Source organism: Sphingomonas sp. BK069 (genome assembly GCF_014193405.1).
GTDB lineage: Bacteria > Pseudomonadota > Alphaproteobacteria > Sphingomonadales > Sphingomonadaceae > Sphingomonas.
The window spans coordinates 682189-702084 of record NZ_JACHZH010000001.1; the positions used below are offsets into that span (position 1 = coordinate 682189).

At 71.5% G+C, this 19896-nt stretch carries 19 protein-coding genes; 9 read left to right on the forward strand and 10 right to left on the reverse strand.

Annotated elements, in window-relative coordinates:
* Positions 1 to 28: 28 nt before the first annotated feature.
* From FHY02_RS03460 to FHY02_RS22830, 3 genes are read right to left on the reverse strand one after another with little or no spacing between them, the layout of a single operon-like run.
* Entirely contained in the window at positions 29 to 340 is a 312-nt protein-coding gene (locus FHY02_RS03460; RefSeq protein WP_183920459.1) for a 2Fe-2S iron-sulfur cluster-binding protein, read from the reverse strand.
* Positions 337 to 1413 carry a cysteine desulfurase family protein gene (locus FHY02_RS22825; RefSeq protein ID WP_183920461.1) on the reverse strand — a complete coding sequence of 359 codons (1077 nt, stop codon included), beginning with the start codon at positions 1411 to 1413 and terminating at the stop codon, positions 337 to 339. The genes FHY02_RS03460 and FHY02_RS22825 overlap by 4 nt, the downstream gene beginning before the upstream one ends.
* Positions 1410 to 2393 carry a cysteine desulfurase family protein gene (locus tag FHY02_RS22830; protein ID WP_409314175.1) on the reverse strand — a complete coding sequence of 328 codons (984 nt, stop codon included), beginning with the start codon at positions 2391 to 2393 and terminating at the stop codon, positions 1410 to 1412. The genes FHY02_RS22825 and FHY02_RS22830 overlap by 4 nt, the downstream gene beginning before the upstream one ends.
* Positions 2394 to 2591: 198 nt before the next feature.
* Here FHY02_RS22830 and FHY02_RS03475 point away from each other — a divergent pair, with 198 nt between their 5' ends.
* A complete protein-coding gene (locus tag FHY02_RS03475; RefSeq protein ID WP_132907843.1) occupies positions 2592 to 3248 on the forward strand; it encodes an alpha/beta hydrolase in 657 nt (218 codons plus the stop codon).
* Positions 3249 to 3553: 305 nt separating this feature from the next.
* Here FHY02_RS03475 and FHY02_RS03480 read toward each other — a convergent pair whose 3' ends face one another.
* Together FHY02_RS03480 and FHY02_RS03485 are read right to left on the reverse strand one after the other, a co-directional pair.
* Positions 3554 to 3733, reverse strand: coding sequence for a hypothetical protein (locus tag FHY02_RS03480; protein WP_183920463.1), 180 nt, complete (start codon positions 3731 to 3733; stop codon positions 3554 to 3556).
* Positions 3730 to 4704 carry a threonine/serine dehydratase gene (locus FHY02_RS03485; protein WP_311731802.1) on the reverse strand — a complete coding sequence of 325 codons (975 nt, stop codon included), beginning with the start codon at positions 4702 to 4704 and terminating at the stop codon, positions 3730 to 3732. Before FHY02_RS03485 ends, FHY02_RS03480 begins: the two co-directional genes overlap by 4 nt.
* Before the next feature lie 173 nt (positions 4705 to 4877).
* Here FHY02_RS03485 and FHY02_RS03490 point away from each other — a divergent pair, with 173 nt between their 5' ends.
* The 3 genes from FHY02_RS03490 (at position 4878) to FHY02_RS03500 (ending at position 8416) form a co-directional block, all read left to right on the forward strand.
* On the forward strand, positions 4878 to 6110 hold the full coding sequence (locus tag FHY02_RS03490; protein WP_183920467.1) for a type III PLP-dependent enzyme: 1233 nt from the start codon (positions 4878 to 4880) through the stop codon (positions 6108 to 6110).
* Positions 6111 to 6212: 102 nt separating this feature from the next.
* Positions 6213 to 7289 carry a 1,9-bis(guanidino)-5-aza-nonane synthase gene (locus FHY02_RS03495; RefSeq protein ID WP_183920469.1) on the forward strand — a complete coding sequence of 359 codons (1077 nt, stop codon included), beginning with the start codon at positions 6213 to 6215 and terminating at the stop codon, positions 7287 to 7289.
* A 179-nt stretch (positions 7290 to 7468) separates the two neighbouring features.
* Positions 7469 to 8416, forward strand: coding sequence for an alpha/beta hydrolase (locus tag FHY02_RS03500; RefSeq protein WP_183920471.1), 948 nt, complete (start codon positions 7469 to 7471; stop codon positions 8414 to 8416).
* A 34-nt stretch (positions 8417 to 8450) separates the two neighbouring features.
* Here FHY02_RS03500 and FHY02_RS03505 read toward each other — a convergent pair whose 3' ends face one another.
* Positions 8451 to 9674: a pyridoxal-dependent decarboxylase, exosortase A system-associated gene (locus tag FHY02_RS03505; protein ID WP_183920473.1), complete on the reverse strand. Its 1224-nt coding sequence runs from the start codon at positions 9672 to 9674 to the stop codon at positions 8451 to 8453.
* Positions 9671 to 11158, reverse strand: coding sequence for an AMP-binding protein (locus FHY02_RS03510; protein ID WP_183920475.1), 1488 nt, complete (start codon positions 11156 to 11158; stop codon positions 9671 to 9673). Before FHY02_RS03510 ends, FHY02_RS03505 begins: the two co-directional genes overlap by 4 nt.
* 160 nt (positions 11159 to 11318) lie before the next feature.
* On the opposite strand from FHY02_RS03510, the gene FHY02_RS03515 reads away from it, so the two are divergent.
* Positions 11319 to 11576 carry an acyl carrier protein gene (locus FHY02_RS03515; RefSeq protein WP_183920477.1) on the forward strand — a complete coding sequence of 86 codons (258 nt, stop codon included), beginning with the start codon at positions 11319 to 11321 and terminating at the stop codon, positions 11574 to 11576.
* Between the two features lie 3 nt (positions 11577 to 11579).
* On the opposite strand, the gene trxB is transcribed toward FHY02_RS03515, so the two are convergent.
* Complete coding sequence (gene trxB, locus FHY02_RS03520) at positions 11580 to 12548, reverse strand: thioredoxin-disulfide reductase (RefSeq protein ID WP_183920479.1); 969 nt, start codon at positions 12546 to 12548, stop codon at positions 11580 to 11582.
* Between the two features lie 77 nt (positions 12549 to 12625).
* On the opposite strand from trxB, the gene FHY02_RS03525 reads away from it, so the two are divergent.
* Positions 12626 to 14011, forward strand: coding sequence for a M17 family metallopeptidase (locus FHY02_RS03525; RefSeq protein WP_183920481.1), 1386 nt, complete (start codon positions 12626 to 12628; stop codon positions 14009 to 14011).
* Positions 14012 to 14231: 220 nt separating this feature from the next.
* Here the strand turns inward: FHY02_RS03525 and tpiA are convergent, their stop codons facing one another.
* The gene (tpiA, locus tag FHY02_RS03530; RefSeq protein WP_183920483.1) at positions 14232 to 14978 is read right to left on the reverse strand and encodes a triose-phosphate isomerase; all 747 of its coding nucleotides are present in this window, start codon (positions 14976 to 14978) and stop codon (positions 14232 to 14234) included.
* Between the two features lie 110 nt (positions 14979 to 15088).
* On the opposite strand from tpiA, the gene FHY02_RS03535 reads away from it, so the two are divergent.
* Both FHY02_RS03535 and FHY02_RS03540 read left to right on the forward strand, forming a co-directional pair.
* Entirely contained in the window at positions 15089 to 17020 is a 1932-nt protein-coding gene (locus FHY02_RS03535) for a peptidylprolyl isomerase (protein ID WP_183920485.1), read from the forward strand.
* Positions 17004 to 18512 (forward strand): chorismate-binding protein, encoded by a 1509-nt coding sequence (locus FHY02_RS03540; protein ID WP_311731766.1) that lies wholly within the window; start codon positions 17004 to 17006, stop codon positions 18510 to 18512. The genes FHY02_RS03535 and FHY02_RS03540 overlap by 17 nt, the downstream gene beginning before the upstream one ends.
* A 198-nt stretch (positions 18513 to 18710) precedes the next feature.
* On the opposite strand, the gene FHY02_RS03545 is transcribed toward FHY02_RS03540, so the two are convergent.
* Complete coding sequence (locus tag FHY02_RS03545; RefSeq protein ID WP_183920488.1) at positions 18711 to 19142, reverse strand: hypothetical protein; 432 nt, start codon at positions 19140 to 19142, stop codon at positions 18711 to 18713.
* Between the two features lie 159 nt (positions 19143 to 19301).
* Here FHY02_RS03545 and FHY02_RS03550 point away from each other — a divergent pair, with 159 nt between their 5' ends.
* Positions 19302 to 19892: an aminodeoxychorismate/anthranilate synthase component II gene (locus tag FHY02_RS03550; RefSeq protein WP_183920489.1), complete on the forward strand. Its 591-nt coding sequence runs from the start codon at positions 19302 to 19304 to the stop codon at positions 19890 to 19892.
* The last annotated feature ends 4 nt before the right edge of the window (positions 19893 to 19896 follow it).

Below are 19896 nucleotides of genomic sequence, written 5' to 3' on the forward strand. Positions count from 1 at the left end.
CGAGGACCATCGCGGAGTCGCGCTGCACTTATGCTGAACTTGTTGGTAATCGAACCGAAAGCTTATCCAGCGCGGGGGTCAGCACGATCTGGCAGGCGAGCCGGCTGGTGCGCCGCGCGTCGGGGGCGAGGTCGAGCAAGTCCTCCTCCTCCTCGCTCGCCGGCGGCAGTCGATCGAAGTCCTCCGCGGCGACGATGACGTGGCAGGTCGCACACGCCAGCTCGCCGTTGCAGGTCCCCTCCAGCGGCTGACCGTCGCGCCGCGCCACGTCGAGCAGCCGCTCGCCCGGCACCGCCTCCACCTCGCGCACCGCGCCGCCATCGGTGAAGCGCACCCTCACGCCGCGATCCGCTGCGCGCGGGCGGCGGCGTCGAGCCGGTCAAGCGCCGCCGCGAGCTCGTCCTCGCGCGTGTAGCGGCCGAAGCCGAGCCGGATCGTGCTGCGCGCCTCGGCCTCGCTCAGCCCGAGCGCGCGCAGCACGTGGCTGCTCCGCCCCGAGCCGCTGGCACAGGCCGACCCGGCCGAGAAGGCGACGTCGCGCACGTCGCTCATCAGCCGCGCCACGTCGACCGCGCCGCGTCGCACGCTGAGGTTGCCGCGGTAGCGCGCTTCGGTCGCGCCGTTGATCGTCCAGCCGGGCAATCGCTCGCGCGCTACTTGCCACAGCCGCTCGATGTGGCCGGCATCGACCTCGCGCCGCTCGGCAAGCAGCAGCGCCGCCGCGCCAAAACCGGCGCACAGCGCGGGCGAGAGCGTGCCCGAGCGACCGCTCTCCTGATCGCCGCCGTGAAGCAGCGGCGCGAGCGTCACGCCGTCGCGGATCCACAGCGCGCCGATGCCCTTGGGTCCGTACACCTTGTGCGCCGATACCGCGACGAGGTCGGCGCCGGCGGGGATCGCCACGCGGCCGAACCCCTGCACCGCGTCGCACAGCAGCAGCGCGCCCGCGCGCTTGGCCATCGCCGCCAGCGCGTCGAGCGGCTGGATCACACCGACCTCGTTGTTGACCAGCATCGCCGCGACCAGCGCCACCCCGGGCACAATCGCGCGCTCGGCCGCGGCGAGATCGACCAGCCCGTCGGTGCCGACCGGCAGCACGATCGCGTCGCCACGCGCCGCGACGCTGTCGAGCACCGCGGCATGCTCGGTCGCGATCGTCACCACCCGCCTCGGCGGCGCGCCCTTGATCGCCCAGTTGAGCGCCTCGGTCGCGCCGCTCGTGAAGGCGACCCGGCCGCCGGGCGGCAGCAGCGCCGCGACCCGGTCGCGCGCGAGCTCCACCGCCGCGCGCGCGGCGCGGCCGGGGCGGTGCGGCGAGTGCGGGTTGGCATGCTGGTCGCGCAGCCACGGCAGCATCGCCTCCAGCGCCTCCGGCGCGAGCGGCGTGGTTGCCTGATAGTCGAGATAGGTCACGCCGCGAACCGCCGCGTCCGCGCCACCGCGCGCCAGGCGGCGGCGAAACGCTCCACCTCCGCCGCGGTGGTAGTCCGGCCGAAGCTCACGCGCACCACCTCGCGCGCGGCGTCCTCGCTCCAGCCCATCGCGCGCAGCACGTGGCTGGGCTTGAGGCTGCCGCTGGCGCAGGCGCTGCCCGCCGACACCGCGATGCGGTCGAGGTCGAAGCGGATCAGCTGCGCCGCCGCGGCGACGCCGGGCATGCGATAGGAGCCGATCGCCGCGTGGCGCTCGGCGCCCTCGCCGACCACCTCGCCGCCCGAGCGCCGGATCAGGTCGTCGAGCCGTGCGCGCAGCGCTTCGTGGTCGGGCTCGGGCTCGGCGAGCGCGGCGGCATAGCCGAGCGCGCCGGGCAGATTCTCGGTCCCGGGGCGATAGCCGCGCTCCTGCCCGCCGCTGGGGTGGAGCACGGCCAGGTCGCGCACCAGCAGCGCACCGATGCCCGGCGGACCGCCGCGCTTGTGCGCCGACAGCGCGATCAGGTCGGCGTGCCCGGCGAGCTCGTCCGAGGCGGGCATCTGCGCCGCGTCGACGAGCAGGATGCCGCCGCGTGCGTGCACCGCTTGGGCGATCGCGGCGATCGGCTGGCGTACCCCGGTCTCGCTGTTGCACCATTGCACCGCCACCACCGCGCCCGCTACGTCGCCGATCCATGCCGGGTCGAGGCGTCCGAGCGGGTCGACCGGCAGCACCTCGGCCGCCCCCGCGGCGCGCAGCGCCGCGTCATGCTCCACCGCGCTGACCACGCGCCGCCCTGCCACCGCGCGGCCGAGCGCGATCGCGAGCGACTCGCTGGCGCCGCTGGTGAACAGCGCCTCGTGCCGCCAGCCATAGGCCGCCGCCACCTGCCCGCGCGCACGCTCCAGCGCGGCGCGCGCGGCGCGTCCGGCGGCGTGCGGCGAGGACGGGTTGGCCCAATGCGTCATTCCCTCGACCATGGCCGTACGCGCGCCGGCGGTGAGCGGCGCGGTCGCGGCGTGATCGAGGTAGACCGGCGCATCCGCGGGAGGAGCGTCAGGCAGGGTCGTGTCGTCGAGGGATCGGGGTTCGGTCAACCAATCGTTCCATTATCGGGCGCGTGGCCTATATAGCGCGCTTCTCGCCGGGCCCAACGCCCCGCCTCCAGACGAGTGACCATGCCCGAAGTCATCTTCCCCGGACCCGAAGGCCGCATCGAGGGCCGCTTCGCCCCAGCGCCGCGCCCGCGCGCGCCCGTCGCGATGATCCTCCACCCGCACCCCAACGCGGGCGGCACGATGAACAATCGTATCGTGCAGGAGCTCTACAAGACCTTCCAGCGCCGCGGCTTCGCCACGCTGCGCTTCAACTTCCGCGGTGTCGGCAAGAGCCAGGGTGTGTTCGACAATGGCGTGGGCGAGCTCTCCGACGCGGCCGCGGCACTCGACTGGGTGCAGAGCTTCCACGCCGAGGCGCAGACCACCTGGGTAGCGGGCTTCGGCTTCGGCGCCTGGATCGGCATGCAGCTGCTGATGCGCCGGCCCGAGATCCGCGGCTTCATCTCGATCGCGCCGCCCGCGAACATGTTCGACTTCAGCTTCCTGGCGCCCTGCCCCTCGTCGGGGATCATCATCCAGGGCGCCGAGGACGAGGTGGTGACCCCGCTCGCCTCGCAGAAGCTGGTCGACAAGCTGCGCACGCAAAAGCACATCACGATCCACCACGACGTGATCCCGCGCGCCAACCACTTCTTCGAGCATGAGATGGACGACCTGATGCGTTCGGTCGACACTTACCTCGACATGCGGCTGGACCCGAACTCGCCGATCAAGTGAGGGCGAACTCCTCCCCGCTCGCGAGGAGGGGGACCGCGCCCGCAGGGCGTGGTGGAGGGGGCTCGCCGCGCAGCATAGCGCCTGTGGAAGCCCCCCCTCCACCACCGGCCTGCGGCCGGCGGTCCTCCTCCCCGTGCCGGGGAGGATTTCTGCTAGGGTCAAGCGCTGTCCTACGTCACCGCCGCCGCGGTACGCGTCGCGGATGCGCCTCGCCCTCATCTCACAGCCGCGCCGACACAACATACGCCCCGCGCTCCAACGCGCAGCGACTCAACATTCGCAACATTGGCGCCGCGACGTCGCGCTCACGCCACCCAGATCAGCACGTTGCCGACCAGCACCGCGGCCATCACGAGCATCAGCACGCCCTTGGTGCGGTCGCGCCGCGTCGCGATCAGGTAGCCCCCGCCGATCAGGCAGGCGAGCGCGCCCAGCATCGCCAAGGCCGGCGCCGCCGCGGCGATGCTGCCGAACGCGGGCGTCATACCGGCTCCACCGACCCGTGCGCCGCCGCGACCGCGACCGGCTCGCCGGCGAGCACCGCGGCATAGGCGTCGAGGTCGACGTTGCCGCCCGAGAGGATCGCCAGCGTCCCCGGCTCGGCCGCGACCTGTCCCGTGAGCAGCGCCGCCAGCGCCACCGCCCCGCCGGGCTCGATCACCAGCCGCAGCTGCGCCGCCGCCCAACGCTGCGCCTCGCGTACCGCGTGCTCGCTCACCGCCACGCCGGTCGCGTCGCGGCGCGACAGCACGTCGAAGGTCAGCGGCGAGACTTCCTTGGTCTGGAGCGAGTCGCACGCGGTCGGCGGCGGGTTGGCGCCGACCGGTTCGATCCAGCTCGCCTCGAGGCTGCGGCGCATGTCGTCCCAGCCCTCTGGCTCGACCACGGTGATCGCCGCCTCGGGCAGCGCCAGCGCGATCCCCGCTGCGAGCCCGCCCCCGCCGCACGGCACCACCACGCGCCGCACCGCGCCGAGTCCGAGCGCATCCACCTGCCGCGCCGCCTCGACGCCGGCGCTGCCCTGCCCCTCGATCACCCAGGGATCGTCGAAGCTCGGCACCAGCGTGGCGCCGCGCGCCTCGGCGAGCCGCGCCGCGATCGCCTCGCGGCTCTGCGTCGCGCGGTCATAATCGACCACCTCGGCGCCGAGCGCGAGCGTCGACTCGCGCTTCGCCCGCGGCGCGTCGGCGGGCATCACGATCGTCGCGGCGATGCCGAGCCGGCGCGCCGCCCAGGCGATCCCCTGCGCGTGATTGCCCGAGGAGAACGCCACGACGCCTCTACGTCTCGCTTCGTCGTCCAGGGCGGTCAGTCGATGCCACGCGCCGCGCACCTTGAAGGCGCCGATCGGCTGCAGCGACTCGGCTTTGAGAACCACATCTACGCCGTTGATTTCACTCACAAATATCGGTGTCGGCGGGAGGATGGCAGCGACCTTGGCGGCAGCGTCGCGCACCCCCGCCCGCGTCGGTTGTCGCAGAACAGTCACATCTGAACCTTTCCTCCACCGAACCACTTTACAAGGCGGTCCAGCGATCCTAATTCGCGCCTCCGCTGCCCCATGGGACTTCCAACCGCAAGGCAGCTTTTTGTCACCGTATGCCGCAAGGCAATTGGAGGTCCCTTGAATTGCACCAGCATCATCGCGCGCTGGGGCTAGCGCCCCTCTCGACCGTTCCCGCCGATTCCGTCGCCGGGGCCATCGACATTGCCGCCCGTCAGCCGGTTCAGCCGGTGACGATCGTTCGTCCGCACGCCGCGGCACGGGCCGCCCGCTTCTTCACGGAGAAGTTTCCGGGCCGGACCATGTATGCGGTCAAGGCGAACCCGAGCCCCGAGCTGCTACGGACGCTGTATGACAACGGCGTGACGACGTACGACGTCGCCTCGATCGCCGAGGTGCGTCTGGTCGCCCGCACGCTGCCGCAGGCGACGTTGTGCTTCATGCACCCGGTAAAAGCCGAGGAGGCCATCGCAGAGGCGTACTTCACGCACGGCGTCCGCACCTTCTCGCTCGACAGCATGGAAGAGCTGGCGAAGATCGTGCGCGCCACCCGTGGCGCAGCGGACCTCACGCTCTGCGTGCGGCTGCGCGTGTCGTCGGAGCATTCGAAGCTCAGCCTCGCGTCGAAGTTCGGCGTCGCGCCGGACGAAGCGCGCGAGCTGCTGCTGGCGACCCGCCAGGTGGCGGACGCGCTCGGCATCTGCTTCCACGTCGGCTCGCAGGCGATGACGCCCGAGGCGTACAGCAACGCGATGGAGCGCGTGCGTCAGGCGATCGTCGGCGCGGCGGTGACGGTCGACGTCATCGACGTCGGCGGCGGTTTCCCCTCGGCCTATCCGGGCATGACCCCGCCGCCGCTCGAGCGCTATTTCGAGACGATCCACCGCGCGTTCGAGAGCTTGCCGATCAGCTATTCGGCCGAGCTTTGGGCCGAGCCGGGTCGCGCGCTTTGCGCCGAGTACAGCTCGGTGGTGGTGCGCGTCGAGCGACGCCGCGGCGAGGAGCTGTACATCAACGACGGCGCCTATGGCGCGCTGTTCGACGCGGCGCACATCGGCTGGCGCTACCCGGTGGCGCTGCTGCGTGAGCCGGAGTCGACCGTCCGCGACCATCCGTTCAGCTTCTGGGGCCCGACCTGCGACGACCTCGACCATATGCCCGGCCCCTTTCCGCTGCCGGCGGACATTACGGTCGGCGATTATGTCGAGATCGGCATGCTGGGCGCCTATGGCGCGGCGATGCGCACCGCGTTCAACGGCTTCGGCTCGGACGAGACGGTGATCGCGACCGACGAGCCGATGGAATCGCTCTACACCGTGGTCGAACCTGCGGTCGCGAGCAACGTCGTCAAGCTGTAACCTTACGACCTCAAGAAATTGGCGGCGGCGCGCGGTGGCGTGCCGCCGTCAGATGGGTTTCCGCGTCCCCGTGAACGACGTGTACCCCAATGGGAGCACCCCATGACCGATACCCTCGCCCCCTCGCACGACCAGGCGAAGATCAACGACACGCGCAAGGCGGAGCTGCTGTCCAAGCAGGTCAAGCACGTGGACATCAAGAGCTTCGACGCGCGCCCGATCGTCGACGCGATGAGCGACATGAGCTTCACCAGCCGCGACCTCGGCCGCGCCACCAAGATCTACAACCAGATGCTGGCCGACAAGGACTGCACGGTGTGTCTGGTGATCGCGGGCTCGACCTCGGCCGGCGGCTGCATGGACCTGTACGCCGAGCTGGTGCGCAACAACATGGTCGACGTGATCGTCGCCACCGGCGCGACCATCGTCGACATGGACTTCTTCGAGGGCCTCGGCCACAAGCACTACCAGGCGCTCGAGATCCCCGACGACGACACGCTGCGCTCGCTCTACATCGACCGCATCTACGACACGTACATCGACGAGGAGGCGCTCCAGAACGTCGACCACACGATCTTCGAGATCGCCGAGTCGCTGGAGCCCAAGGCTTATTCCAGCCGCGCCTTCATCCGCGAGATGGGCAAGTATCTCGTCGAGCACGGCAAGAAGGAGAACAGCCTGGTCAAGCTCGCCTATGAGCATGACGTGCCGATCTTCTGCCCGGCCTTCGTCGATAGCTCGGCGGGCTTCGGGCTGGTCAAGCACCAGGTCGATTCGGCCGAGGCGGGCAAGCCGTATCTGATGATCGACGCGGTGGCGGACTTCCGCGAGCTCACCGAGATCAAGATCAAGGCGGGCACCACCGGCCTGCTGATGATCGGCGGCGGCGTGCCGAAGAACTTTATCCAGGACACGGTGGTCTGCGCCGAGATCCTCGGCCACGACGACGTCGCGGTGCACAAGTATGCGGTGCAGATCACCGTGGCGGACGTGCGCGACGGCGCCTGCTCGTCCTCGACGCTGCAGGAGGCGGCGAGCTGGGGCAAGGTCAACACCGGCATCGAGCAGATGGTGTTCGCTGAGGCCGGCTCGGTGATGCCGCTGCTGGCGTCGGACGCCTATCACCGCGGGCTGTGGAAGGACCGCCCGACCCGCGCCTGGGCCAAGCTGTTCGCCTGAGGCGGTAACGCGCGCCCAAGACGAGGCCTCCGTCGGAGCGATCCGGCGGGGGCCCTCTCGCGTCGGGTTCGCTGGGAGGGATCCGGCGCGACCCTTACCTGCGCTCGGCTGCCGCTTGCCTACACACTCCGCCATCCCATAGACCGGCTCACACGGACAATGGCGGTGGGAGCGGGCAGATGCGGATCGATCGGCGCACGATGATGGGCGTGACCGCCGGGCTGGCGACACTCGCTTCCGCGCCGCGGGCGCTCGCGCAGGAAGCAGCGCGGGACACCGCCTGGCCGCCCGCCGAGAGCTTCCGGCTCTGGCCCAAACAGCCGCCCAACGCGCCGCGCCGCCTGCCCACCCCCGACAACCGTATGGAAGGCAATGCACCGCGCCGCGAGCTGCACCTGCGCGGCGTCGCCGAGCCGGTCGTCGGCGTCTATCGCGCGACGCGGCCGGACGGGCGCGCTGTGCTATCGATGCCCGGCGGCGGCTATCGTTTCCTCTCGGTCGAGAACGAGGGGATCAACGTCGCCAAGGTCTTCAACCCGCTCGGCGTCACTGTCTTCGTGCTGGCCTATCGCCTGCCGGGCGAGGGCTGGCTGGAGAGCGAGGACGTCCCCTTGCAGGACGCCCAGCGCGCGATGCGGCTGATCCGCGCCGACGCGGTGCGCTACGGCGTCGATCCGGCGAAGCTGGGGACGGTCGGCTTCTCCGCGGGCGGGCTGCTCGCCGCCAGCCTCGCCACCGCGTCGATGGACCCGGTATACGATCGCGTTGATGCCGCCGATGCGGGTGACGCACGTCCCGCCTTCGCAGGGCTAGTCTATCCCGTGATCACGGGCGACCGGATGCGCGTGGGCGCGCGGGCGGCGGCACGGTTCGACACGAACCGGCGGGTGCGTCGCGACACGCCGCCGATCTTCATCGCGCACGCGCTCGACGACACCACCGTGCCGGTGAGCGAGCCGATGGCGATGCTGACCGCCTGCCAGGCCGCACAGGTGCCGGTGGAGGCTCACTTCTTCCAGGAGGGCGGTCATGGCTTCGGCCCAGCCTATCTGCCACCCGAGCTGCCGGGGTCGCACTGGCCGCAGCTGTTCGACGCCTGGACCAGGAGGTTGCTGACGGCAGGATGACTAAGGCGTTTCAGCCCACGAACACCTTTGCCGCTTAGCCGACCACGACCTCCGCCGGTGCCGGATGGCCGAGGAACGCGCTCGGGCTCGCCGTCAGCCCGTAAGCACCGGCGAGGAACACCGCGACCACGTCGCCCGCCGCCGTGCGCGGCAGCAGCACGCGATCGCCTAATCGGTCGAGGGGAGTGCAGAGGCAGCCGACGACGCTCACCTCCTCCTCGCCCGCCATGCCCATGCGCCCCCCCACGGCGAGCGGATAATTGCGCCGCACCACGGTGCCGAAATTGCCCGAGGCGGCGAGCTGGTGGTGCAGCCCGCCGTCGACCACGAGGAAGATCTCGCCGCGGCTCACCTTTCGGTCGACGACGCGGGTGAGATACACCCCCGCCTCCGCCACCAGCCAGCGCCCCAGTTCGAGCGCGAAGCCGCTATCCGCAAGCACCTCGGCGCGGCGCGACAGCGCTTCCGCGAGCGCCCCGCCGACCCGTTCGACGTCGAGCGCCACGTCGCCGGCGAAATAGGGCACGCCGAAGCCGCCGCCCAGATTGACCAGCGGCGGCGCGGCGCCGACCGCGTCCGCCAGCCGCGCCGCGAGCGCGAGCGTCGCCGCCTGGGTCTCGATCAGCGCGCCTGCGTCGAGCGCCTGGCTGCCCGCGAAGATGTGGAAGCCGCGCCACGTCGCACCGCCCTCGATCAGCGAGCGCACCACCGCGGCGGCCTCTTCGGCGTCGATCCCGAACGGTGAGGCACGCCCTCCCATCTTCATCCCCGAGCCGCGCAGCTCGAGGTCGGGGTTGACCCGCACCGCCGCGCGCGGCGCGATGCCGAGCCGCTCGCCTGCCGCGAGCGCGCGCCGCGCCTCCCCCGCCGACTCGATGTTGAGCGTCGCCCCCGCCGCGATCGCCGCGGCGAGCTCGTCGTCGCGCTTGCCCGGTCCGGCGAAGCTCACCGCGGTGGCGGGCTTGACCGCGAGCGCGCATTCGAGCTCGCCGCCCGAGGCGACGTCGAGCCCGTCGACCAGCGGCGCCATCGCCGCCAGCAGCGGCGCGAACGGATTGGCCTTGATCGCGTAATGAAGTCCGATCGCCTCCGGCATCGCCGCACGGAAACGCGCCACCTGCGCCGCGACCGCGGCCAGGTCGTAGACGAACAGCGGCGAGCCATATGCCGCTACCAGCGCAGCGGCATCCTCGCCCGCGATCGTCAGCACACCCTGCTGGTGTGCGAAGGCGGGCGGCAGCGGACCCATCGGCTTCACGCGAACTCCTCCCGTAGCGCGGCGCGGTCGAGCTTGCCGTTGGCGTTGCGCGGCAGCTCGGCGCGCCACACGACGCGCGCCGGCTGCATGAAGCCGGGCAGGTCGCGCTTCAACCGCTCGCGCAGTCCCGCGTCGGCGCCGCCGTCGCCGCGCGCGACGACCAGGATCGCCTGCCCGAGCCGCGCGTCGGGTATACCGACCGCGACCGCCTCGCGCGTCTCGTCGCCGGCGGTGACCGCTTCCTCGACCTCCTGCGGGCTGACGCGGTTGCCCGCGGTCTTGATCATCTCGTCGGCGCGCGCGACGAAGCGGAGCAGCCCGTCGGCGCCCTCCACCACCGTATCGCCTGACCAGACCGCCGTGCCGCTTGCGCGCGCGAAGGAGGGCGCAGGGCGGAAGCGCGTCGCGGTGCGCTCCGCATCCTGCCAATATCCCTGCGCGACCAGCGGACCGGCATGGACCAGCTCGCCGGGCTCGTCCGTCGCCGCGCGCGCGCCGTCCGGACGGACCACGAGCACCTCGGCGAAGGGGATCGCGCGGCCGATCGACTCAGGGTAATCATCCACCAGCGCCGGGTCGAGATAGGTCGAACGGAACGCCTCGGTCAGCCCGTACATCGGGAAGAGACGTGCGTCGGGGAAGCGCGCGCGCAGACCGCGCACGAGCGCCGGCGTGAGCGCGCCGCCCGAGTTGGTCAGCCGTCGCAGCCGCGCCGCGGTCGTCTCCGGCCACTCCGCCTCGAGCAGCTGCACCCACAGCGGCGGTACGCCGGCGAGCGTGGTGATATGAAGCCGCTCCACCGCCTTCACCACGTCGCGGGGCGTGAGATAGTCGAGCGGCGCCACGCTGGCTCCCGCGGCCCAGGTGGAGAGGAGCTGGTTCTGGCCGTAGTCGAAGCTCAGCGGCAGCACGCCGAGCACGCGGTCGTCCGGGGTGAGTGCCATGTAATGCGCCACGCTGATCGCACCGAGCCACAGATTGGCATGGCTCAGCATCACGCCCCTGGGGCGACCGGTCGAACCCGATGTGTAGAGCAGCGCCGCGAGCGTGTCCGGGTCGGCGCGCGAACGGGGCAAGGCGTCGCCCTGCCCAGCTTCGACGTGGAGCGCGCAACCGGGGGGCAGGTCGCCGTCCTCCAGCGTGGTGGCGCGCGGGGCGTGCGTGACCAGCAGCGCGGCGCCGCTGTCAGCGAGGATGTGCGCGATCTGCGCGCGCTTGAGCAGCGGGTTGATCGGCACGTGGACCAGCCCCGCCCGCGCCGCGGCAAGCGGCATCCAGCACGCCTCACGCGTCTTCGGCAGCCAGGTGGCGACGCGGGTGCCGGGCGCGAGCCGTTGCGCGGCGAGCCAGCCGGCGAGCCGCGCCACCGCCTCCTCCGCCGCGGTATAATCGAGCGTGCCGGCGCGATCGACCAATGCGATCGTGTCCGGCTCGCCGCGCAGAACGTGATCGATCGACGACGGGACGGGATCGAGCGGAACCATGACATCATCCCCTAGAGCGGATCACGCGCGGACAGTAGCGCCCGCGTCGTCGCGCGTGGTGGAAAGCGACCCGGTTGCGCTCCATCGCGCCGCCGCCTAACGCCGCGCGCATCGCCGCTTGCCGCGGCGCCAGCGAGGAGGCAGCGTGATCCCGGAAGGCATGAGTGAGGTCGAGACCACGGTGCGCGCGGTGCTCGCCGACGTGCTGGCGCTGTCCCCCGAGCGGGTCGACACCTTCCGCGCCGACACGCCGCTGTTCGGCGCATTGCCGGAGCTCGACTCGATGGCGGTCGCGGGCGTGCTCACCGAGCTGGAGGACCGGCTCGGCATCGTCATCGAGGACGACGAGGTCGACGGCGAGATGCTCGAGACGTTCGGCGCGCTGACCCGCTTCGCCGCGAGCAAGGCGCTGGTCTGAACCTTATTCCGCCGCCTCGCTCACCTCGGCGAACTCCACGGCGGCGAGGAAGCGCTCGGCGTCGAGCGCGGCCATGCAGCCGGTGCCCGCGGCGGTGACCGCCTGACGATACACCTTGTCCATCACGTCGCCGCAGGCGAACACGCCGGGCACGCTGGTGCGCGTCGAGCCGGTCTCGACCGCGATATAACCGTCCTCGTCGAGCGCGAGATGCCCGCGGAACAGCTCGGTCGCGGGATGGTGGCCGATCGCGACGAAGCCGCCGTCGACGTCGAGCCGCGAATGCTCGCCTGTCCGCGTGTCTTCCAGCTCGAGCGCGACGAGGCCGGCATTCCCGCCGCCGTCGACGAACTCGCGCACTTCCTTGTTCCAGAGCACCGTCACGTTGGGGTGTGCGAATAGCCGCTGCTGCAGGATGCGCTCGGCGCGTAGCGAGTCGCGGCGGTGGATCAGGGTCACGTCGTCCGAGTGATTGGTAAGGTACAACGCCTCCTCGACCGCGGTATTGCCCCCGCCGATCACCGCGACCTTCTTGCCGCGGTAGAAGAAGCCGTCGCAGGTGGCGCAGGCGCTGACGCCCTTGCCCTTCATCGCGTCCTCGCTGTCGAGCCCGAGCCACTTGGCCTGCGCGCCAGTGGCGATCACCAGCACCTCGCCCTCGTAGACGTCGCCGCCGTCGCCGATCAGGCGGAACGGGCGGCGGGTCAGGTCGACCTCGACGATCGTGTCCCACATCAGCCGCGTGCCGACATGCTCCGCCTGCGCCTGCATCTGCTCCATGAGCCAGGGGCCCTGGATCACCTCGCGAAAGCCGGGATAGTTCTCGACGTCGGTGGTGGTGGTGAGTTGGCCGCCGGGCTGGATGCCCTGGACGACGATCGGCGCCATGCCGGCGCGCGCGCCGTAGATGGCCGCCGAGAGCCCGGCGGGGCCCGAACCGAGGATCAGCATGCGAGTCGTGTGCGTGGTCATGGCGGCGATGTAAGGTGCCGGTCGCGCGAAGGGAACCGCGCGTTGCGCGGGCGCCCAAGTCCTGCTTTGGTCGCGCGATGACCGACTTTTCCGCGCTCCTCCAGCCCGATCGTGGCCAGCCCGCGCGGCTGCTCCACGTCGTCCACCCTGACGCGTATGACGCCTGGCTCGCCACCCAGCCGGCGCGGGCGCGCACCGCCGCGACGGCGGCGCGGGTGACGGGCAAGGCTGGCGACCGCGCGAACCTGCCCGGTGACGGCGCCGAAGACTGGGCCGCGTTGCTGGTGTGCGACGAGGAGCCGTCGTCGCCGTGGCGGATCGCCTCGCTGGGGGACACGCTGCCCGAGGGCAGCTACCGGCTCGCCGGCGAGACCCCGCTCGGCGCCGCCGGGCTCGGCTGGCTGCTCGCGCAGCATCGCTTCACGCGCTATCGCAAGCCCGAGCCGGCGCGGCCGCGCGTGCTGCTGACCAGCGATGTCGGGGCGGTCGACGAGACGGTGCGCCTCGCCAGCGCGACCGCGCGCGTGCGCGACCTGGTCGACACCGGTGCGAGCGACCTCGGCCCCGCCGAGCTGGAGGCCGAGGCGGACGCGCTGGCCCGGGCGCATGGTGCGAGCGTCACCGTCACGCGCGGCGATGCGCTGGCGACCGGCTACCCGATGATCCACGCAGTCGGCCAGGCGGCCAGCCGCGAGCGCGCACCGCGGCTGATCGAGCTGCTGTGGGGCGATCCGGCGCACCCGCGCGTGGCACTGGTCGGCAAGGGCGTGTGCTTCGACTCAGGCGGGCTCGACATCAAGCCGTCGGCAGGCATGCGGCTGATGAAAAAGGACATGGGCGGCGCCGCGCACGCGCTGGCGCTGGCCGGGCTGGTGATGCAGGCGCGGCTCAAGGTACGGCTGCACGTGCTGATCCCGGCGGTGGAGAATGCGATCTCGGGCAGCGCCTTCCGCCCCGGCGACGTGCTCCAGACGCGGCTGGGGCTGACGGTGGAGAACACCAACACCGATGCCGAGGGCCGGCTGATCCTGGGCGACGCGCTGGCGCGCGCGGTGGAGGATGCGCCCGACCTGCTGATCGACTTCGCGACGCTGACCGGCGCCGCGCGAGTCGCGCTCGGGCCGGACCTGCCCGCCACCTTCGTTCAGGACGAGACGCTCGCCGCCGATCTGCTCGGCGCGGCGGAGCAGGTACGCGACCCGCTGTGGCGCTTGCCCCTGTGGGGCGGGTATGAGGAGATGCTCAAGTCGGAGGTGGCCGACCTGGTCAACGCGCCCGACGGCGGCTTCGCGGGAGCGATCACCGCGGCGCTGTTTCTGCGCCGCTTCGTGCCGGCGACGCTGCCCTGGGCGCATCTCGACACCTTCGCCTGGCGCCCGACCGCCAAGCCGGCTCGACCGCGCGGCGGCGAGGCCTATGGGTTACGCGCCGCCTATGCGCTGCTGAAGGCGCGGTTCGGCTGAGGTGAGCGGTTGGGGAGGGCAGCACCTTCAAGCTCCCCCAACGCTCAATCAATTCGTCATCCCGGACTTGGTCCGGGATCCACCGTGCTGCACCTCCGGAAAGCGTTGCTCTCGCGGAAGAGTAGATCCCGGACCAAGTCCGGGATGACGGAAGCGGAAGAGCGTTCCGCCCGTGTCGTTCTACCTTCCTTAAGCGCGAGTGTAGCGCGTCGCGCGCGCCCTACACTGCCGCCGCGGCGGCGATGATCGGCACGAACTTGGCCGCGGTGAGGCTCGCGCCGCCGACCAGCGCGCCGTCCACGTCCGGAGTTGCCATGATTGCGCGCGCGTTGTCGCCCGTGACCGAACCGCCGTAGAGGATCCGCACCCCGCTCGCCGCGTCGCCGATCAGCTTGCGCATCTTGGCGCGTGCGATCGCGTGGATCGCTGCGATATCGTCGAGCGTCGGGGTCGCGCCCGTGCCGATCGCCCAGCGCGGCTCATAGGCGAGCGTGAGCCAGTTGCCCGCGGCATTCTCGGGCAGCGACTTCTCGATCTGCGCCTGCACGACGCGTTCGGCGCGACCCGCGTCGCGCTCGGCGCCGGTCTCGCCGCAGCACAGGATCACCTGCAAGCCGTGGCGATGCGCCGCGGCGGCCTTGGCCCAGGCGTCCTGACTGGTCTCATGCTGGTCGTGGCGCCGCTCGGAGTGACCCACGATGGTGAAGCGAGCCCCCGCCTCGCGCACCATCGCGGCCGAGACGCAGCCGGTGTGCGCGCCGCTGTCGGCCTCGTGCACGTCCTCGGCACCGATCATGAGCGCGGGCACACGCTCCGACGCCGGCGCGATCAGCGTGAACGGCACCGCCACCATCACGTCCACTGCCGGAGTCGCGGCCGCCGCGGCGGCGATCGCCTCGAGCTCGCCCAGCGCGGCGCGGCTGCCGTTCATCTTCCAGTTGCCGGCGACCAGCTTGCGACGCGTCATCCCGCTCCCCCTTCTCGTTTCGGCTCCGCGATAACCGGCCTCGCGGCTTGATGCCACCTCGGCTTGTCCCTAGGACGCGGCGTTCTCCTTCATCCGGTCCCCGCTCGCTTATGCTCACCTTCTTCCGCGGCATCATCCACTCCAAGGTCGGCGTGATCGTCACCTTCGGCGTCCTGATCGTCATCGCGCTCGCCTTCGCCGCGGGCGATGTGACCGGGCTGGCGAGCAGCACCGGGCTGGTCGGCCACCCGATTGCGAGCGTCGGCGGCGAGAGCGTCACCGCCGCGGACGTCCGCCAGCAGGCGCGTGACGAGCTCACCCAGGCGCGGCAGGAGCAGCCGACGCTCGACATGGCGCAATTCGTACAGCTCGGCGGGCTCGACGCGGTTATAAACCGCAACGTCAGCGCGCTCGCGCTCGAGACGTTCGGGCGCGATCAGGGCATGCGCGTCAGCCGCGCGCTGATCGGCAGCGAGCTCAAGGCGATCCCCGCCTTCGCGGGCGCGACGGGGCAGTTCGACCAGCAGGCCTATGAGCGGCTGATCGCGCAGCGCGGCTTCACCGACGCGCAGGTGCAGGCGCAGTTCGCGCGCCAGATCATGGTGCAGTTCCTCACCCAGCCGACGATCGGCGCGCATCAGGTGCCGCAGCAGCTGGCGCTGACCTACGCCTCGCTGCTGCTCGAGCGCCGCACCGGCGAGGTCGCGTTCGTGCCGGCAACGCCCAGTGGCGCCGCGCCGAGCGACGCGGAGGTGCAGCAATGGTATCAGCGCAACGTCGCCCGCTACACCACGCCCGAGCGGCGCGTGATCCGCTATGCCGTCGTCGGCCCGCAGCAGGTCGCCGGCCAAGTGACGCCGAGCGACGCCGAGGTGCAGAAGGCCTATGACGCCGCCAAGGCGACCTACGCGCCCAAGACGCTGCGTGACGTCACGCTGGTGACCGTGCTCGACGAGAAGGCGGCGCGCGCGCTCGCCGCGAAGGTGAAGGCGGGCACGCCGCTCGCCGCCGCGGCGCGCGCCGGCGGACTGGAGCCGCGCACGATCTCGGGTGCCGATCAGGGCGCGCTCGCCACGCAGACCTCGCCCGCGGTGGCGCAGGCGATCGCGGCCGCGGCGAGCGGCGCGGTGGTCGGTCCGGTGCGCGGCGCGATCGGCTTCGTCGTCGCGCGCGTCGACAAGGTCACCCAGGATCCCGGCAAGACGCTGACGCAGGCGCGCGACGAGCTGATCACCCAGCTGCGCGCGAGCAAGACCAAGGCGGCGATCGGCGCGATCCGCGACAAGGTCGACGACTCGCTCGCCGACAACGCCAACATTAGCGAGGTGGTGAACGACCAGAAGCTCAGCGCGCAGACCACGCCGGCGCTGCTGCAGAACGGCACCAACCCCGACCAGCCGCAGACCCCGGCCGACCCGGGCATGACGCCGATCGTCGCGGCCGCCTTTGCGGCCGAGGAGGGCGACACGCCGACCACGGTCAACCTCGGCGAGGACGGCAGCTTCGCGGTGGTCGCGCTCGACCGCGTGGTGCAGCCGACCCCGGTGCCGCTCGCCGTGGCGCGCCCGCGCGTCATCGCCGATCTCACCGCCGATCGCGCCGCCAAGGCGGCGCAGCAGGCGGCCAGCGCGCTGGTGACCAAGGTCAACGGCGGCGCCGCGCTGCCGGCGGCGCTGTCGTCGGCCGGAGTGAAAGCGCCGCCGGTGCAGCCGATCAGCGCGTCGCGCGGCGAGATCACCGCGCGTGGCCAGGTCAACCCGGTGCTCGCCGCGCTGTTCAGCATGGCGCCGGGCAGCGCGCGCGCGGTGCCGTCGCCCGACGGCAAGGGCTGGCTGGTGCTCAAGCTCGACCAGGTCGTGCCGGGAGACGCGCGCAAGCAGCCGCCGCTGATCCAGGCCACCCGCGCCGATCTCGGTCGCGCGATCGGCCCGGAATATGCCCAGCAATTCGCCAACGCGGTGGCCAAGCTTCAGGGCGCCAAGCGCTTCGACGACGCCATCGCGCAGCTCAAGCAGGACCTCGTCGGTGGCGGGGCGCAGTAGCGCCGCAGCGGCACACGCCGCACTGGCGGAGGGCCGCCCCGCGCTGGTGTGGCGCCGCCACATCGCCGACACCGAGACCCCCGTCGCCGCCGCGCTCAAGCTGATCGAGCCCGGGCGCGGCGACTTCCTGCTCGAGTCGGTCGAGGGCGGCGCGGTGCGCGGTCGCTACAGCCTGATCGGGCTCGCCCCCGACCTGGTGATGCGCGCGCAGGGCGAGCGCGCGGAGATCAACCGAGACTGGCTCAACGATCGCGCCGCCTTCGCGCCGTGCGCCGAGCCGACGCTGGCGGCGCTGCGCACGCTGGTGGCGAGCATTCGCATGGACGTGCCGGCCGAGCTGCCCGGCGCACTCGCCTGTCTCGTCGGCTATTTCGGCTATGAGACGGTGGGGCTTGTCGAGAAGCTGCCCGCCGCGCCGGTCGACTCGCTCGGCCTGCCCGACCTGATGTTCGTTCGCCCGACCGTGGTGCTGGTGTTCGACCGGCTCGCCGACGCGCTCTTCCTCGTCGCGCCGGTGTGGCCCGGGGAAGAGAAGCCGGACAAGGTGGTGGCGCGCGCCGAGGAGCGGCTCGACGCCGTCGAGGCGCGGCTGGCGCGCGGCGCTCTGCCCGCGCCGGCCCGGACCGACGCGACCGAGCTGGCGCTCGCGCCGGTGCTGCCGCCGGGACGCTACGGCGAGATGGTGGCCGCGGCGAAGGACTATATCGCCGCGGGCGACATCTTCCAGGTGGTGCTGGCGCAGCGCTTCACCGCGCCCTTTTCGCTTCCGGCGTTCGAGCTGTACCGCGCGCTGCGGCGGATCAACCCCTCGCCCTTCCTCTACCATCTCGACCTGCCCGGCTTCGCGCTGACGGGCTCCAGCCCCGAGATCCTGGTACGCGCGCGCGACGGCGAGGTGACGATCCGCCCGATCGCCGGCACGCGCCCGCGCGGCCGCACCGCGGCGGAGGACGCCGCCAACCGCGACAGCCTGCTCGCCGACCCAAAGGAGCGCGCCGAACATCTCATGCTGCTCGATCTCGGCCGCAACGACGTCGGGCGCGTCGCCGCGGCGGGCACGGTGCAGGTGACCGACAGCTACGGCATTGAATTCTACAGTCACGTCATGCACATCGTCTCGAACGTGGTGGGCCGGCTCGATCCCCGGCACGACGCGATCGACGCGCTGTTCGCCGGCTTCCCCGCGGGCACGGTGAGCGGTGCACCCAAGGTCCGCGCGTGCCAGATCATCGCCGAGCTCGAGCCGGAGAAACGCGGCGCCTATGCCGGCGGGGTCGGCTATTTCTCGCCCGACGGCTCGATGGACTCCTGCATCGTGCTGCGCACCGCGGTGGTGAAGGACGGCATGATCCACGTCCAGGCAGGCGCGGGCATCGTCGCCGACAGCGATGCCGCCTCCGAGCAGCGCGAGTGCGAGGCCAAGTCGGGCGCGCTCCTCGCCGCCGCGCGCGAGGCGATCCGCCAGGCGAGCGAGCCCGGGTTCGGGCAATGATGGACTGACCAGCGCGGACGCGAGCGTTCGCCGCGTCGCTATTTCGCAGAGATAGTACGAAATCGTCGCGGTCCCGGTAGGAGGCCGAGATCCATCGCGCCGCACATGCGACCGCCGTCGCGCTTTGCCTAGGATGAATCCCGGCCCGACACCGGGATAACGGGCGCTAGGCGGAGTGAGCAGCGCGCCAGACTGGCGTCAACGCCCGCCTGGGATCATCGAGTCGTTCTTCTCGGCGGCGCGCTTCTCGGCGGCGAAGGCGTTGTTAATCGCGAGTGCGCAGCCAGACTGGCCCGCGGCACCGACGGGCGAACAGCTGTCTGGCACGCCGCCGTTGACCCGGCTGGCGCGGTCCGCGACCGCGACGCGGTTGGTCCAGGCCTGGTTCTTCGCCGCCGGCTCGGCGGTGTTGCGTAGCTCCTTGGGAATGCGGAACTGCTCGTCGGGGTTGATGCGGCTGCACACCACCACCTCGTCGCCCTGCGACTTGGGACATTGCTCATTGCCCGAGAGTGTCACGCTGCGCACGCGCTGCGGCGTGCGCCCGGTATCTCCCGCGCTCTCGGTCTGCGCCGCGGCGGTGAGCGGCAGCGCGAGACCGGCGACCATCACGACTAGCGTACGCAGCATCGACCTTCTCCTCGCTAACCACAACGCGTGCCATAGCCGCTGGCTCCGCGCGAGTGATGGCCGCGCTATGTCGATTGTTTGCCGCCGCGCAAGAATCCTTTCGCCATCGCGGCGCAGCGGCGTGTTGCGATGCGCACCGCATCGGTTATGGCATGCGGCATGATCCTGGTGGTCGACAATTACGATAGCTTTACCTGGAACCTGGTCCATTACGTCATGGAGCTGGGCGCCGAGGTGCGCGTGGTGCGCAACGACGAGCTGACCGCGGCGGAGGCGCTGGGGAGCGGCGCCCGCGCGATCCTGATCTCGCCTGGGCCGTGCACGCCCAACGAGGCCGGGGTCAGCCTCGAGCTGGTCGCCGCCTGCGCGGAGGCGCGCCGGCCGTTGTTCGGGGTGTGCCTCGGCCACCAGGCGATCGGCCAGCATTTCGGCGGGCACGTCGTGCGCGGTGGCCTGATGCACGGCAAGACCTGCCCGGTCGAGCATGACGGCACCGGCGTGTTCGAGGGACTGCCCTCGCCGTTCACCGCGACGCGCTACCACTCGCTGATCGTCACCGACGTGCCCGACGCGCTCGCCGTCAATGCCACCGCGGAGGACGCCTCGGTGATGGGGCTGCGCCACCGCGAGTTGCCGATCCACGGCGTGCAGTTCCACCCCGAGAGCATCGCCACCCAACACGGCCACGCGCTGATCGCCAATTTCCTGCGGCTCGCGCGAATCGACCACGTCGCTCGGGCCGCGGCGTGACAAC

What these genes read in the sequence shown, in the direction of transcription:
- FHY02_RS03475 (WP_132907843.1), top strand. Translation starts at nt 2,592, where the DNA reads ATGCCCGAAGTCATCTTCCCCGGACCCGAAGGCCGCATCGAGGGCCGC.
- FHY02_RS03545 (WP_183920488.1), bottom strand. Translation starts at nt 19,142, where the DNA reads ATGCTGCGTACGCTAGTCGTGATGGTCGCCGGTCTCGCGCTGCCGCTC.
- FHY02_RS03500 (WP_183920471.1), top strand. Translation starts at nt 7,469, where the DNA reads ATGCGGATCGATCGGCGCACGATGATGGGCGTGACCGCCGGGCTGGCG.
- FHY02_RS03515 (WP_183920477.1), top strand. Translation starts at nt 11,319, where the DNA reads ATGAGTGAGGTCGAGACCACGGTGCGCGCGGTGCTCGCCGACGTGCTG.
- FHY02_RS03535 (WP_183920485.1), top strand. Translation starts at nt 15,089, where the DNA reads ATGCTCACCTTCTTCCGCGGCATCATCCACTCCAAGGTCGGCGTGATC.
- FHY02_RS03550 (WP_183920489.1), top strand. Translation starts at nt 19,302, where the DNA reads ATGATCCTGGTGGTCGACAATTACGATAGCTTTACCTGGAACCTGGTC.
- FHY02_RS22830 (WP_409314175.1), bottom strand. Translation starts at nt 2,393, where the DNA reads ATGGTCGAGGGAATGACGCATTGGGCCAACCCGTCCTCGCCGCACGCC.
- FHY02_RS03495 (WP_183920469.1), top strand. Translation starts at nt 6,213, where the DNA reads ATGACCGATACCCTCGCCCCCTCGCACGACCAGGCGAAGATCAACGAC.
- FHY02_RS03510 (WP_183920475.1), bottom strand. Translation starts at nt 11,158, where the DNA reads ATGGTTCCGCTCGATCCCGTCCCGTCGTCGATCGATCACGTTCTGCGC.
- FHY02_RS03480 (WP_183920463.1), bottom strand. Translation starts at nt 3,733, where the DNA reads ATGACGCCCGCGTTCGGCAGCATCGCCGCGGCGGCGCCGGCCTTGGCG.
- trxB (WP_183920479.1), bottom strand. Translation starts at nt 12,548, where the DNA reads ATGACCACGCACACGACTCGCATGCTGATCCTCGGTTCGGGCCCCGCC.
- tpiA (WP_183920483.1), bottom strand. Translation starts at nt 14,978, where the DNA reads ATGACGCGTCGCAAGCTGGTCGCCGGCAACTGGAAGATGAACGGCAGC.
- FHY02_RS03525 (WP_183920481.1), top strand. Translation starts at nt 12,626, where the DNA reads ATGACCGACTTTTCCGCGCTCCTCCAGCCCGATCGTGGCCAGCCCGCG.